The 14,959-nt window shown below is 38.0% G+C and carries 8 protein-coding genes and 1 tRNA gene; 7 read left to right on the top strand and 2 right to left on the bottom strand.

What is annotated here, in order from left to right; genetic code table 11:
* The first annotated feature begins 15 nt into the window (after positions 1-15).
* From QX565_RS17360 to QX565_RS17370, 3 genes are all read left to right on the top strand, one after another.
* The gene (locus QX565_RS17360) at positions 16-849 is read left to right on the top strand and encodes a tetratricopeptide repeat protein (protein ID WP_289293697.1); all 834 of its coding nucleotides are present in this window, start codon (positions 16-18) and stop codon (positions 847-849) included.
* A gap of 199 nt (positions 850-1,048) precedes the next feature.
* Entirely contained in the window at positions 1,049-1,339 is a 291-nt protein-coding gene (locus QX565_RS17365; protein WP_221651007.1) for a DNA-binding protein, read from the top strand.
* A gap of 84 nt (positions 1,340-1,423) precedes the next feature.
* Positions 1,424-2,560: a universal stress protein gene (locus tag QX565_RS17370; protein WP_221651006.1), complete on the top strand. Its 1,137-nt coding sequence runs from the start codon at positions 1,424-1,426 to the stop codon at positions 2,558-2,560.
* Positions 2,561-2,773: 213 nt separating this feature from the next.
* On the opposite strand, the gene QX565_RS17375 is transcribed toward QX565_RS17370, so the two are convergent.
* Together QX565_RS17375 and gyrA are read right to left on the bottom strand one after the other, a co-directional pair.
* Positions 2,774-3,991 (bottom strand): tetratricopeptide repeat protein, encoded by a 1,218-nt coding sequence (locus QX565_RS17375; RefSeq protein ID WP_221651005.1) that lies wholly within the window; start codon positions 3,989-3,991, stop codon positions 2,774-2,776.
* A gap of 32 nt (positions 3,992-4,023) precedes the next feature.
* Positions 4,024-6,597, bottom strand: a complete 2,574-nt coding sequence (gene gyrA / locus QX565_RS17380; RefSeq protein ID WP_221651004.1) for a DNA gyrase subunit A — start codon at positions 6,595-6,597, stop codon at positions 4,024-4,026.
* A gap of 571 nt (positions 6,598-7,168) precedes the next feature.
* On the opposite strand from gyrA, the gene QX565_RS17385 reads away from it, so the two are divergent.
* The 4 genes from QX565_RS17385 to QX565_RS17400 all read left to right on the top strand — a co-directional run bounded on the left by QX565_RS17385 (position 7,169) and on the right by QX565_RS17400 (position 14,475).
* On the top strand, positions 7,169-9,706 hold the full coding sequence (locus QX565_RS17385; RefSeq protein WP_289293700.1) for an ATP-dependent Clp protease ATP-binding subunit: 2,538 nt from the start codon (positions 7,169-7,171) through the stop codon (positions 9,704-9,706).
* A 105-nt stretch (positions 9,707-9,811) separates the two neighbouring features.
* Positions 9,812-11,857 carry a molecular chaperone HtpG gene (htpG, locus tag QX565_RS17390; RefSeq protein ID WP_221651002.1) on the top strand — a complete coding sequence of 682 codons (2,046 nt, stop codon included), beginning with the start codon at positions 9,812-9,814 and terminating at the stop codon, positions 11,855-11,857.
* A gap of 166 nt (positions 11,858-12,023) precedes the next feature.
* Complete coding sequence (locus QX565_RS17395; protein WP_255586190.1) at positions 12,024-14,321, top strand: patatin-like phospholipase family protein; 2,298 nt, start codon at positions 12,024-12,026, stop codon at positions 14,319-14,321.
* 80 nt (positions 14,322-14,401) lie between these two features.
* Positions 14,402-14,475: transfer RNA gene (locus QX565_RS17400), tRNA-Arg, on the top strand.
* The last annotated feature ends 484 nt before the right edge of the window (positions 14,476-14,959 follow it).

Below are 14,959 nucleotides of genomic sequence, written 5' to 3' on the forward strand. Positions count from 1 at the left end.
GAAGAGATTAAAGTCATGAAAAAGATATTGTTTTTTGCATTTAGTTTATTGGTTTCAATAGCTTCTATTGGGCAGAACTCGTTGAAGACAGACTCTTTGCAGGCTGTAGAAACAGACTCGATAGGTGCTGGTATGCAACAGTTCTCTTCTAAACTGGAAGATGTCACAAAAGCTGAAGGAGACAGTGCATATATGAGAAACGATTATATTTCTGCTATTCAGATTTATGAGGCATTGCTGAGTAAGGGTGAAGCTGCAGATGTTTACTATAACCTTGGGAATAGTTATTATAAAGCCGGTGATATTGCCAGAGCGATTTTGAATTACGAGCGTGCTTTACTGCTTCAACCGGGTAATAGTGATATTCGTGCTAATTTAGAAATAGCACGTTCCAAAACGATTGATAAAGTAGAAGCAGTTCCAGAAATCTTTTTTGTTTCCTGGATAAATTCTTTAGTTAATAGTATGAGCGTAGATGCGTGGGCTGTGTGGGGTGTTGCTTGTTTTATACTATTGATTATATCCCTTTATTTTTTTATTTTCTCAAAGCAGATTGTATTGAAGAAAGCGGGCTTTATATGTGGGATCATTTTTCTGATTGTAGTTGTTTTAGCGAATATATTTGCCGGACAACAGAAAGACGAATTATTGAACCGTAATAACGCTATCGTGGTAAATCCGAGTGTTACAGTTCGTAGTACTCCCAGTGATAGTGGAACAAGTTTGTTTATTCTTCATGAAGGACATAAAGTAGATGTAAAAGATAATTCCATGAAAGACTGGAAAGAAATACGTTTAGAAGATGGTAAAGTGGGATGGATACCCGCTTCTGCAATCGAAATAATATAGAAATAATAATTAAAATAAGAGTAAAATCCCCGTGTAGATATGTCTACACGGGGATTTTGCTATATAATATCTATCTAAAATTGTATTTTATCTAATATAGTAAAAAAAAAGGGTAAATAGTTTGTTTTATCTTTTTTTTTCATTAAGTTTATAGCGTGATAATGATTCACATTAGTATTAACCATTAAATTTATGTGACATGAGGACAATAACATTCAATGAACTTCGTAAAATTAAAGATTCATTGCCTAGCGGTAGCATGCATAGAATAGCTGATGAACTTGGTCTACACGTAGATACAGTGCGCAATTTCTTCGGCGGACATAATTTTAAAGAGGGTAAAAGTGTCGGAATACATTTAGAGCCCGGTCCGGACGGTGGGTTAGTGATGATTGACGATACTACCGTACTTGACCGGGCTCTTCGCATTCTTGATGAACTAAATATGAGTATGCAAAGAGAAGAAGCTACCGAACCTATGCAGGCTTAATGAAAAGATATACTTGCAGAATCCCAATTGAATCAAAAACAATTGGGATTTCTTATTTGTTAAATTCATATATATTAATGGATTATGGAAGACAAATTAGTTACTTTAGCTATTCTGACTTATACAAAAGCTCAGATATTGAAAAATGTCCTTGAAAATGAGGGTGTTGAGACGTATATTCATAATGTGAATCAGATTCAACCAGTTGTTTCATCAGGTGTCCGATTACGCATAAAAGAAAGTGATTTACCAAGGGCACTCAAGATTACAGAGAGTTCTGTTTGGTTGGCCGAAAGTATAGTGGGAGAGAAGGCTCCTAATGTTGAGGATGATAATGAGAGTAGGAAGATACTTATTCCAGTAGACTTCTCTAATTATTCGATTAAAGCATGCGAATTCGGTTTTAACTTAGCCAAAGCCTATGGAGCTGAAGTATTACTATTGCACGTATATTTTACACCTATATATGCATCTTCGTTGCCTTATGGTGATGTGTTTAATTACCAGATAAGTGATGAGGAGACGGTTAAAACGATTTTACAAAAAGTTCATTCGGATTTAAATGCATTAGCTGATAAAATAAAAGAGAAAATAGCTTCTGGAGAGTTCCCGGATGTAAAATATACTTGTGTATTGCGTGAAGGAATACCAGAAGAGGAGATTTTACGCTATTCCAAGGAGCAACATCCGCGTATTATAATAATGGGTACTCGTGGTAAGAGTCAGAAAGATCTTGATTTGATTGGTAGTGTTACTGCTGAAGTGATTGAACGCAGTCGGACTGCAGTATTGGCTATTCCTGAAAACACGCCATTCAGAGAATTCGGTGCTGTGAAGCGGGTTGCTTTTATGACCAATTTTGATCAAAGGGATTTAATAGCTTTTGATTCCTTTATAAATGCTTGGAAACCTTTTAATTTCGTCGTATCTTTGATTTATCTTGCTGATGTTAAAGAAGCAAAAGATACTTGGAATGAAATAAAGTTGGCTGGTATTAAAGAATATTTCCAAAAACAATATCCGGAACTTGAAATTCATTATGATGTGGTGATGAATGATGATTTCCTTAAAAGTTTTGACGGATATATTAAAGCCAATAAAATCGATATTATCACGTTGACTTCTTATAAAAGAAATATATTTGCTCGTTTGTTTAATCCAAGTATTGCCCGGAAAATGATTTTCCATTCAGATACACCATTACTTGTTATTAACGGATGATCAGAAGCAAAAAAATAAGATATTTAAAATAATGGAATAATCTGTATTATGTTTAATATAAAAAGGCAATTTATTCGTAAAGAGTAAGTTGCCTTTTTATATGATCGGAAGTTGCTACTTATAAATTACGCTCCTATTATATAATAACGTGCAAAAAGAAACGGCTGGAATATTTTAATTATTCCAGCCGTTCTGCTATTTTTAGGAAATAGATTAGTTATTCATCAACTTTTCAATTTCGTCAAATTCAGTGCCCATGTTTAAGTTATAGTAAACTCTATAAAGACCTGGTGCCCACAAATCTTTCTGATCGGGTTTCAGTTCTCTTGCCTTTTCATAATAAGGTTTTGCTTCTTCATAGAATTTCTTGATAGTAGCTTGAGCTTGTGCATACTTAGGGTCATTAACATCCGTAGTAGACTGATCTGCAAAATCCTGAGCTTTCATCAACAACACTAAACCTAAGTTTGAATAAGCTTCTGCATATTGAGGATCAACTTCAATTGTTTTTTTGTAGAAATCAAGTGCTTTATCATAGTCTTTCATATTGTGATAAAGATATGCCTTCACATACAGATACAATTTGTTATTAGGATCTTTAGCTAACATACCATCAGCAAATTCCATTGCTTTTTCCGGTTGGTTAGAACTGCTATAATAGTCAACAAGATTTGCAAAGAAGTATTGATTTTCTGGGAATTTGAGGATACCTTCTTTTAAAGATTCTACCCATTTGGCAGTATCACCTTTTGCTTTTAAGGCATCTGCCCATAATTGCATGGCAATTGAGCCATTATCTTTATCTTTAATTGCTATAGGAGCATATTTCAGGATAGCATCTTTATCCTCTACTCCATTGGCAGCTAATGTGGCGTAATATGCAATCTGAGGTAACAACGTGTCAGATACAGCCAGATTTTCTTTCTCCAACATCGGATAAGAGGCTGATTCTACGTATGTTCCGAAGAACTTCAAAGCTTCTGCACTTTTGTTGAGATTGAAATACTGAATTCCTCCATTGATCAGGTTAGGACGTTCTGCCATCATTGAAGCAGCATTGGCTTTTCTATATTTATTTTTAACCTTACCTTTTTCGTTAGGTATTTCTGCCAATTCGTCACATTTCAAGAAGTACTCATACATTTTCAGGATGCTGTTGTACGCTTTCAATGTATCATAGGGTTTTCTCAGATAAGCATTTTCCATCTCCTTTTCGTTGATTTTCTTTTGGATCAAGCCTGCTACATCCCATGTAGCTGCATCATCCTTTGTTTCAGGATTAGTCAATGCTCCGTTAATCAGCTGTTCAGCTTTCTTGAAGTCAGGTTTTACATCGCTGGCAATGCCTTTAGCTTCTTTTACGCTCTTCTGTTGAGCAAACGCGAAACTGACAGCCATCAGTAGAACCATTGAAAATAATACTCTTTTCATGATTGTTGTTTGATTAATTATTAATATTACGTCTATTCTTTGTTTTCATCTCCATTATTCTCTGAAACATCCGGTGCGTCTGTATCTTCAAATGTTTCTGCAGTAGGATCAACTGGAATTTGTCCTTCTATCTCTTCTGCAGGGATTTCATCTTCAAGACTTTCTGTTGTAACCTTACATACAGACCCGATCTGGTCATTGCGTTTTTCCAGATTGATCAAGCGAACACCTTGTGTAGCGCGTCCCATAATGCGTACATCTGCAATTTTCAAACGAATAGTAATACCGGATTTATTGATAATCATCAAATCATTTTCATCTGTTACTGATTTGATTGTTACCACTTTACCTGTTTTATCGGTAACGTTCATCGTTTTTACACCTTTACCGCCGCGATTTGTTTTACGATAGTCTTCTATTTCAGAACGTTTGCCGTATCCCTGCTCAGAAACCACCATAACAGATTCTGTTTCAAGGTCTTTAATACAAATCATTCCTACTACCTCGTCCTGTCCATCGTTGTCAAGTGTGATACCACGTACACCTGTTGCCGTACGTCCCATAACGCGAACTGCTGCTTCGTGGAAGCGAATTGCACGTCCGTTGCGGTTTGCAATAATAATTTCATTATTACCATTTGTCATACGAACTTCAATAACGCGGTCGTCTTCACGGATCGTAATTGCATTTACACCATTCTGACGTGGACGAGAATATTGTTCAAGCAACGTTTTCTTAATTACACCGTTTTTTGTACAGAACAACACATAGTGACTGTTGATATATTCTTGGTCATCAAGGCTCTTCACACGTAAATATGCATTTACAGCGTCGTCAGAGTCTATGTTCAGCAGGTTTTGGATAGCACGTCCCTTAGAGTTTTTCGTTCCTTCAGGGATTTCGTATACTTTCAACCAATAACATTTACCTTTTTGGGTAAAGAACATCATCGTGTTATGCATTGTTGCCGGATAGATATGTTCAATGAAGTCTTCGTCCCGTGTTTCTGTACCCTTCGAACCTACCCCACCGCGATTTTGTGCACGGAATTCAGTAAGTGGTGTACGTTTAATGTATCCCATATGTGAGATGGTGATAATCATTTCATCATCGGCATAGAAGTCTTCTGGGTTGAACTCTTCAGATGAATAAACAATTTCCGACCGGCGTTCGTCAGCATATTTAGCTTTTACTTCGATTAATTCATCTTTTACAACTTTACGGCATACCTCATCGTCTGCAAGAATACTTTCCAAATAAGCAATAAGATTCATTACTTCTTCATATTCGGCATGTAACTGATCCTGCATTAGTCCGGTCAATTGACGCAGACGCATTTCTACGATTGCACGTGCCTGTATTTCTGTCAGTTCAAAGCGGTTGATTAATCCGGTAATAGCATCGTTCGGAGTTTTTGCCGCACGGATAATACGGATAACTTCATCAATATTATCTGAAGCTATAATCAAACCTTCAAGAATGTGAGCACGTTCTTTAGCTTTGCGCAGATCATATTGTGTACGACGAATAACTACATCACGTCTGTGTTCTACGAAGTACTTAATCAAATCTCTTAGATTCAGCGTTTTGGGACGTCCATGTACCAATGCTACATTGTTGACACCAAATGACGTCTGCAAAGCTGTCATTTTATAGAGTTTGTTAAGAACAACGCTGGCATTTGCATCTCGTTTGATATCAATAACGATACGCATACCATCACGGTCGGATTCGTCATTTGCATTGGAAATGCCTTCTATCTTCTTATCATTTACAAGATCAGCTATGTATTTAATTAACTCAGCTTTGTTTACGTTGTATGGTATTTCAGTAACTACGATCTTGTCATGTGTCTGTCCTGTTTCAATTTCGGCTTTTGCACGCATTACTACACGACCACGCCCCGTTAAATAGGCTTCACGTACACCTGTTACACCATATATATACCCTCCTGTCGGAAAGTCAGGTGCTTTGACATAGTTCATCAACTCTTCTACAGTAATCTCGGGATTATCGAGATATGCATCACACGCATCAATAACCTCGGAAAGGTTATGAGGCGGCATATTTGTAGCCATACCTACAGCAATACCGGAAGCACCATTCACCAGAAGATTAGGGATACGCGTTGGCATTACAGTTGGTTCTGTCAACGTGTTGTCGAAGTTCGGTTCAAAGTCGACGGTCTCTTTATAAAGATCCTCCATCATTGCCTCGCCGAGTTTGTTCAATCGGGCTTCGGTATAACGCATAGCTGCGGGACTGTCACCGTCCACAGAACCAAAGTTACCCTGACCATCTACCAACGGATAGCGCATAGCCCACTCTTGTGCCATACGTACCATTGCTAAATATACGGAAGAATCTCCGTGCGGATGGTACTTACCGAGTACCTCACCCACAATTCTGGCTGATTTTTTATAAGGTTTATCTGACGTATTACCCAATTCCATCATACCGTAGAGTATTCTGCGGTGAACGGGTTTAAATCCATCTCTAACATCCGGAAGGGCACGCGAAACAATGACCGACATGGAGTAGTCAATGTAAGATGACTTCATTTCCTCCTCGATGTTAATCTTTATAATTCTGTCTTGTTCAAGCATTTAAAAAGATTATTAATTATACATTCATGGCTTACGAAAAACCACGCTAAAGTACTACTTTTTCACGATATACAAAAGTTTTCTTGCATAAACTTTTTGAGTGTTGGTATATCCTTAATTATAAGAGTTAGAAATATACATTTCTGTTTTAGGGATTGATATATGGAATAAAAGTGCAGTGTTTTAAATTTAAAATACAGGTATCTAAGGAATGCTCTGTTAGTATTTGAAAATCAATATTGTATAGGTACAATGATACCATGACATCCGGATGTTTTAATATAAAACATGGGGATGTTATGATATAAAACATCCGGGTGTTTTGATAAAGAACTGAAGTTCAAACAAGGGGATGTTTTATTATTAGTTCTCACTTCTCATGAGAATGAGAAATAGCCTTAACTGACTAATATGAGAAGTCTTTTATTATTATATATAATAAGGTATATATGTATGCATCTTTTTTGGCACGGCATTTGTTATTATAATAAATAAAGCAAATATTACGCGTAAATCAATGTTATGCGTATCTTTGCCAGTGAATAACACCTTAAGAAGGAAGGAATAAAGTATGAATAATCAATTCTCACAAAGAGTTTCCGACATTATCGTTTTCAGTAAGGAAGAAGCGAACCGTTTGAGAAGTAGGTATATAGGCCCTGAACATTTGTTACTGGGAATGCTTAGGAACGGTGAAGGGAAAGCTATCGAGATATTGTCTAAACTCAAAACAAATCTGACCGACATTAAAAAGCAGATTGAAGCAATATTGAAGGCAGATGCAGATGATTTACTGCTGCCTGATGCAGAAGTTCCATTGTCTAATGGGGCGGCTAAGATACTCAAGATGTGTATTCTTGAAGCTCGTTTAATGAAGAGTAATGTAGCTGACACAGAGCATGTTCTGTTGGCTATCTTGAAAGATCGTAATAATGTGGCTGCTTCTGTACTTGAAGCAAACCAGGTAGATTACAAAAAAGTGTTTGAGCAGTTGTCATTGCAACCGGATATTAATGCCGGAATGGGTTTTAGCGAAGATGACGATGACGAAGAGGAAATGGGGACTTCCCGTTCTGGTGATCGTGGCTCGGAAGAGCGTCAGCAACAGGCACAAACGGTTTCTAAAAAGCCGGCGAATGATACTCCTGTACTCGATAATTTTGGTACGGATATGACAAGAGCGGCAGAAGAAGGACGCTTGGATCCTGTTGTAGGTCGTGAACGTGAAATAGAACGTCTGGCGCAGATTTTGAGTCGCCGTAAAAAGAACAATCCGATATTGATTGGTGAACCGGGTGTTGGAAAGTCAGCTATTGTTGAAGGTCTGGCACTTCGTATTATTCAGAAAAAAGTATCGCGTATTTTATTTGATAAACGTGTAGTGGCATTGGATATGACATCAGTTGTTGCTGGAACTAAGTATCGCGGACAATTTGAAGAACGTATTCGCTCCATTCTCAATGAGTTACAGAAGAATCCGAATGTCATCTTGTTTATTGACGAGATACATACCATTGTTGGTGCAGGTTCTGCTGCTGGTTCTATGGATGCTGCCAATATGTTGAAGCCGGCTCTTGCACGTGGTGAAATACAGTGTATTGGTGCCACTACTCTTGACGAGTATCGTAAGAATATAGAAAAAGATGGTGCATTGGAACGTCGGTTCCAAAAAGTTATGGTAGAACCTACTACGGCTGAAGAAACTCTTCAGATTCTTCGGAATATCAAGAGTAAGTATGAAGACCATCACAACGTGATCTATACTGATGAAGCTTTGGAGGCTTGTGTCAAGTTGACAGATCGCTATATAACGGACCGTAATTTTCCGGATAAAGCAATTGATGCTCTTGATGAAGCTGGTTCACGCGTGCATCTTACCAATATTAATGTTCCGAAAGAAATAGAAGAACAGGAAAGATTGATTGAAGAAGCTAAAAGTAAGAAGAATGATGCGGTGAAATCGCAAAATTTTGAACTTGCTGCCAGCTTTCGGGATAAAGAAAAAGAACTCACTACTGAGCTTGACCGGATGAAACAAGAATGGGAAGAACGATTGAAAGACAATCGTCAGACTGTTGATGCAGAGGAAATTGCAAATGTTGTTTCTATGATGTCCGGTATTCCGGTGCAGCGTATGGCACAGGCCGAAGGCATTAAACTGGCTGGAATGAAAGAGTCTCTTCAGGCTAAGGTTATTGCTCAGGATCCGGCTATTGAAAAGTTGGTGAAAGCCATTCTGCGTAGTCGTGTCGGATTGAAAGATCCGAATAAGCCGATTGGAACTTTTATGTTCCTGGGCCCTACTGGTGTTGGTAAAACGCATTTAGCTAAAGAGTTGGCCAAGTACATGTTTGGTTCTTCGGATGCTTTAATTCGTATTGACATGAGTGAATATATGGAGAAATTCACCGTCTCCCGTCTTGTAGGAGCACCTCCGGGATATGTGGGATACGAAGAAGGCGGACAGTTGACGGAAAAGGTGCGTCGTAAACCTTATTCTATTATTTTGCTTGATGAAATAGAGAAAGCGCACCCCGATGTCTTTAATCTGTTGCTGCAGGTAATGGACGAAGGTCGGTTGACTGACAGTTATGGCAGAATGGTAGATTTTAAAAATACCGTCATTATCATGACGTCTAACATAGGTACGCGTCAGTTGAAGGACTTTGGCCGCGGAGTGGGCTTTGCTACCCAGAGCCGTATTGATGATAAAGAATTTTCTCGTGGTGTGATACGGAAGGCGTTGAATAAATCCTTTGCTCCGGAGTTTATAAATCGCGTTGACGAGATTATTACTTTTGATCAGTTGTCTTTGGAAGCGATAACTCAAATTATTGATATAGAACTTAAAGGTCTGTATGACAGGATTAAGTCTATTGGTTATAATTTGGTTATCGAAGATAAGGCTAAACAATTTATAGCTGGAAAAGGGTATGATGTACAGTTTGGGGCTCGTCCGTTGAAACGTGCCATACAGACATACTTGGAAGACGGATTGTCAGAACTAATCATTTCTTCTACTCTGGTTGAAGGGGATAGTATAAGGGTGTCTCTGAATGAAGAGAAAGGAGAATTGGAGATGAAGAAAGAGGCCAGTGTTGTGGAATAAATTTCCTTGTAATACGTCAAAATGTCAGACCGGAAGGTCTGGCATTTTTTTTGTTTTTATATTCCACGAAAACATTAATCTGATAAATTAAAAATATACATTATTATGCAGAAAGGTAATATTGGGGTTACAACAGAGAACATTTTCCCTATCATCAAAAAGTTCTTGTACAGTGATCATGAGATTTTTCTCCGTGAGCTGGTTTCTAATGCTGTTGATGCTACTCAAAAACTGAATACACTGGCATCTATTAGTGAGTTTAAAGGAGAATTAGGTGATTTGACCATTCATGTATCACTCGATAAGGATACAATTACCATTTCCGATCGCGGTATTGGTCTTACTGCCGAAGAAATTGATAAATACATCAATCAGATAGCTTTCTCCGGCGCCAATGACTTCCTGGAAAAATACAAGAATGATGCGAATGCCATTATTGGTCATTTCGGACTTGGCTTTTACTCTGCCTTTATGGTAGCAAAGAAAGTTGAAATCATCACAAAATCTTATAAGGAAGGTGCTCAGGCTGTGAAATGGACTTGTGATGGTAGTCCTGAGTTTACTTTGGAAGATGTTGACAAGGCTGATCGTGGTACAGATATCATACTTTATATTGATGATGACTGTAAAGAGTTCCTTGAAGAAACACGTATATCCGGTCTGTTGACAAAATATTGTAAATTCCTACCTGTTCCAATTGCATTCGGTAAGAAGAAAGAGTGGAAAGATGGCAAACAGGTAGAAACTGCGGAAGATAATATCATCAATGACACTACTCCATTGTGGACACGTAAACCGAGTGAACTTTCAGACGAGGACTATACAAAGTTCTATAGAGAATTGTATCCGATGTCTGATGAGCCTTTGTTTTGGATTCATTTGAATGTGGATTATCCCTTCCATCTGACTGGTATCCTTTATTTCCCGAAAGTAAAGAGCAATATTGAACTGAATAGAAATAAGATTCAGTTGTATAGTAATCAGGTGTATGTGACAGATTCTGTAGAAGGCATTGTGCCCGACTTCCTGACACTATTGCACGGTGTAATTGATTCACCGGATATTCCGTTGAACGTATCGCGTTCTTATTTGCAGAGTGATTCAAACGTGAAGAAGATCTCAACATATATCACTAAGAAGGTTTCCGACCGTCTGCAATCTATTTTCAAGAATGATCGTCCCCAGTTTGAAGAAAAGTGGAATGACCTGAAAATATTTATCAACTATGGAATGTTGACGCAGGAAGATTTTTATGAGAAAGCTTCAAAATTTGCCCTTTTCACCGATACAGATGGTAAGCATTATACCTATGAAGAGTATCAGACGCTGATTAAAGATAATCAGACAGATAAGGAAGGGAATCTGATTTATCTGTATACAAATAATAAAGACGAACAGTTTAGCTATATTGAAGCTGCTAAAAATAAGGGATACAATGTATTGCTTATGGATGGACAGTTGGATGTTGCTATGGTTAGTATGCTTGAACAGAAGTTTGAGAAGTCGCGTTTTACCCGTGTCGATAGTGATGTGATAGACAATATTATTGTGAAAGACGACAAGAAGGGTGATATGTTGGATGCTAACAAACAAGAAGCCTTGTCTGTCGTATTCAAGAGTCAGTTACCTAAAGTTGAGAAGGTTGAATTTAATGTGATGACACAGGCATTGGGTGAAAATTCGGCTCCTGTACTGATTACGCAGAGTGAATACATGCGTCGTATGAAGGAAATGGCCAATATACAGGCAGGTATGAGTTTTTACGGAGAAATGCCGGATATGTTCAATCTGGTCTTGAATTCTGATCACAAACTTATTAAGCAAGTGTTGAGTGATGAAGAAGTAGCTTGTGCAGCTGATATTGTTCCTCTGCAGCTTTCTATTGATGACACTACCAAACAACGTGATGCATTGAAAAAGAAGCAGGAAGGCAAGAAGGACGAAGATATTCCTACCTCAGAAAAGGATGAATTGAAAGATTTGGATAAGAAACTGGATGAACTGAAAGGTAAGAAGGACGCTATCTTTACCGGATATGCTGAAAAGAACAAAGTGGTGCGCCAGTTAGTGGATCTTGCTTTATTGCAGAATAACATGCTGAAGGGTGAAGCGTTGAACAACTTTGTAAAAAGAAGCATTGAACTTATTTAAATAGCCCCTTTTAATTCTTAAATAAATTCCCGAAGAGCATTGTCCGCTGAAAGCGAAGCAATGCTCTTTTTTTGATTATAAATCCTTTTGAATTGCCCGTTAATTGGAAACTATTGCATATATTTGAGCATTAATTAATGAAAAATCAATTGTTTTATTCGGGATTATGAAAAAAGCTTTAGTGCTTATTACTTTTTTGCTGTTGTTGCCTATATTGGTGCAGGCTCAGAAAGTGGGGCTTGTATTGAGTGGCGGTGGAGCTAAAGGGCTGACGCACATCGGTATTATTCGTGCCCTTGAAGAGAATAATATTCCTATCGACTATATTACAGGTACTTCTATGGGAGCTATTGTCGGTTCATTATACGCTATGGGGTATTCTCCGGATGATATGGAAGTATTGCTGAAGTCGGAAGAGTTTAAACGTTGGTATTCCGGAGAGGTGGAAGAAGAGTATATGTATTACTTCAAAAAGAACCAGCCGACGCCTGAATTTTTAAATATCCGGCTTTCTTTTCGTGATTCGTTGAATATAAAACCGCAGTTTTTACCTTCCAGTGTTGTCAATCCAATACAGATGAATCTTGTTTTTCTTGATCTGTACGCTCGGGCTACGGCAGCTTGTGGTGGAGATTTTAATAAACTTTTTGTGCCTTTTCGTTGTGTAGCCTCTGACGTGTATAATAAGAAACAACTGATTATGAACAGAGGTGATCTGGGAGATGCTGTGCGTGCTTCTATGAGCTTCCCATTCATGTTTAAGCCGATTGAAATAGACAGTGTTCTGGCTTATGATGGTGGAATTTATAATAATTTTCCTGCGGATGTGATGCGTGATGATTTTCATCCTGATGTTATTATTGGTAGTGTTGTAGCCACTAATCCCACAAAGCCGAAGGAAAATGATTTAATGAGTCAGATTGAGAACATGGTAATGCAGAAAACTGATTATTCAGTTCCGGAATCTGAAGGCATTGTGATGACTTTTAAATACGATGATGTCAATCTGATGGATTTTCAACGAATTGATGAACTGCATGACATTGGATATAATCGTACGATGAGTATGATGGATTCTATCAAAAGTCGTATTCATAGGAGGGTAAATCTCGATAATATCCGTCTTAGAAGGCTAGTGTACCGAAGTAATTATCCGGAACTTCGCTTCAAAAATATATTGATTGATGGTGCCAATGCTCAACAGCAGGCTTATATCAAGAAAGAATTTCATGCTTCGGATGATAAAGAGTTTACGTTTGAAGATGTGAAGCGTGGTTATTTCCGTTTGCTTTCAGGTAATATGATATCTGAGATCATCCCGCATGCTGTTTTTAATCCGGAAGATGATACATATGATTTGCATTTGAAAGTCAAGTTGGAGGATAATTTCTCTGTCCGTATCGGGGGTAATGTTTCTACCACAAGTTCCAATCAGATTTATCTGGGGCTTAGCTATCAAAACTTGAATTATAATGCAAAGGAACTGACATTTGACGGACAATTGGGTAAAATTTATAATAATGTACAGTTGATGGGGAGGATTGATTTTGCTACCAATATTCCTACATCATATCGGTTGATAGCTTCTATCAGCACATTTGATTATTTCAAGAAAGAGAAACTTTTTTCGCGGAATGATAAGCCGGCATTCAACCAAAAAGATGAGCGTTTTGTGAAACTGAAAGTAGGGCTTCCTTTCCTTTCCAGTAAAAGAGCCGAGTTTGGAGTGGGGCTTGCGAAGATACAGGATCGTTACTTTCAAAAGAATGTGATTGATTTTGATAAAGATAAATATGATAAAAGCGAATATAGCTTGTTGGGTGGTTCAATCAGTTTTAATGGGAGTACCTTGAATGCCAGACAATTTTCTACACAAGGTAGTCGTGAGGAACTTGTGGCCCAGATATTTACCGGGAAAGAACGATTCTATCCGGGAGAAAGCTCGGATACAAAGAGGACAAGTGAGGAGCGACATTCCTGGCTGCAACTGTCATATATGAAGGAGAAATACCATAGAATGGCAGAGCATTGGACGCTTGGGTGGTATCTAAAAGCATTATACTCTTCAAGAAATTTCTCCGAGAACTATACGGCTACTATGATGCAGGCCGGAGAGTTTGCGCCTACAGCACATGGGCAATTGATGTATAATGAAGCTTTTCGTGCCAATCAATTTGTGGGAGCTGGTGTACGTCCTGTGTATCGCTTGAATCAAATGTTTCATGTGCGAGGTGAATTCTATGGTTTTATGCCGATTTTTCCAATAGAGAGAAATTCGATAAACAAGGCATATTATGGAAAAGCCTTTTCTCGTTTTGAATATTTAGGAGAAATATCAATTGTATGTCAATTTTCATTTGGTGCTATCTCTGCTTATGTAAATCATTATAGCTCACCGAAAAAAGAGTGGAATGTCGGATTAACGCTGGGTTGGCAGCTCTTCAATTATCGTTTCTTTGAATAATATTTCAGGAAAAAATAGTAGTAAACGCTTGCTACTTTCAAAAAAGTCCGTATCTTTGCACCCGTTAAACAAAAACAAAGGGTCGCGTAGCTCAACTGAATAGAGTAGCTGACTACGGATCAGCCGGTTACAGGTTTGAATCCTGTCGCGATCACTTAATCCTCTGCATTTTATGTGGAGGATTTTATTTTTCTCCCCATTTCATCGAAGAAATCGGTCTTTTTCGGGGTCAGTCCCCGAAAACCCTGTGGGTGATTAATCGTAAACGATGAGTTATAATACTGGTACCCAATCAAGCGGTTGTCTGACATACTTAATTTAATAATGCCTTAAAAGAATCTGTATTCTTACATTGCAATATTGGAATTTTTTCAAAATATTATGCCCACAGGGTTTTCGGACTGATCCGATAAAAGTATCTTGCACACCGTCTGCTGTGATTACTTAGTTGTTCCTTCCTGTTGACGGTAATTCCCATTTGTTTCAAGCACTTGAAACAAAGTGTTCATAGGCTTGAAACAAGGTGTTTACTTACTTGGAACAAAGTGTTTCATTACTTTGAACAAGTAATTTGATGCCTTGATTCTATAAATGACTGCATAGTTTTCGGGAATTATCAGGAACTTTTTGAAAAAGAC

The organism is Bacteroides sp. 41_26, assembly GCF_949740115.1.
GTDB lineage: Bacteria > Bacteroidota > Bacteroidia > Bacteroidales > Bacteroidaceae > Bacteroides > Bacteroides nordii.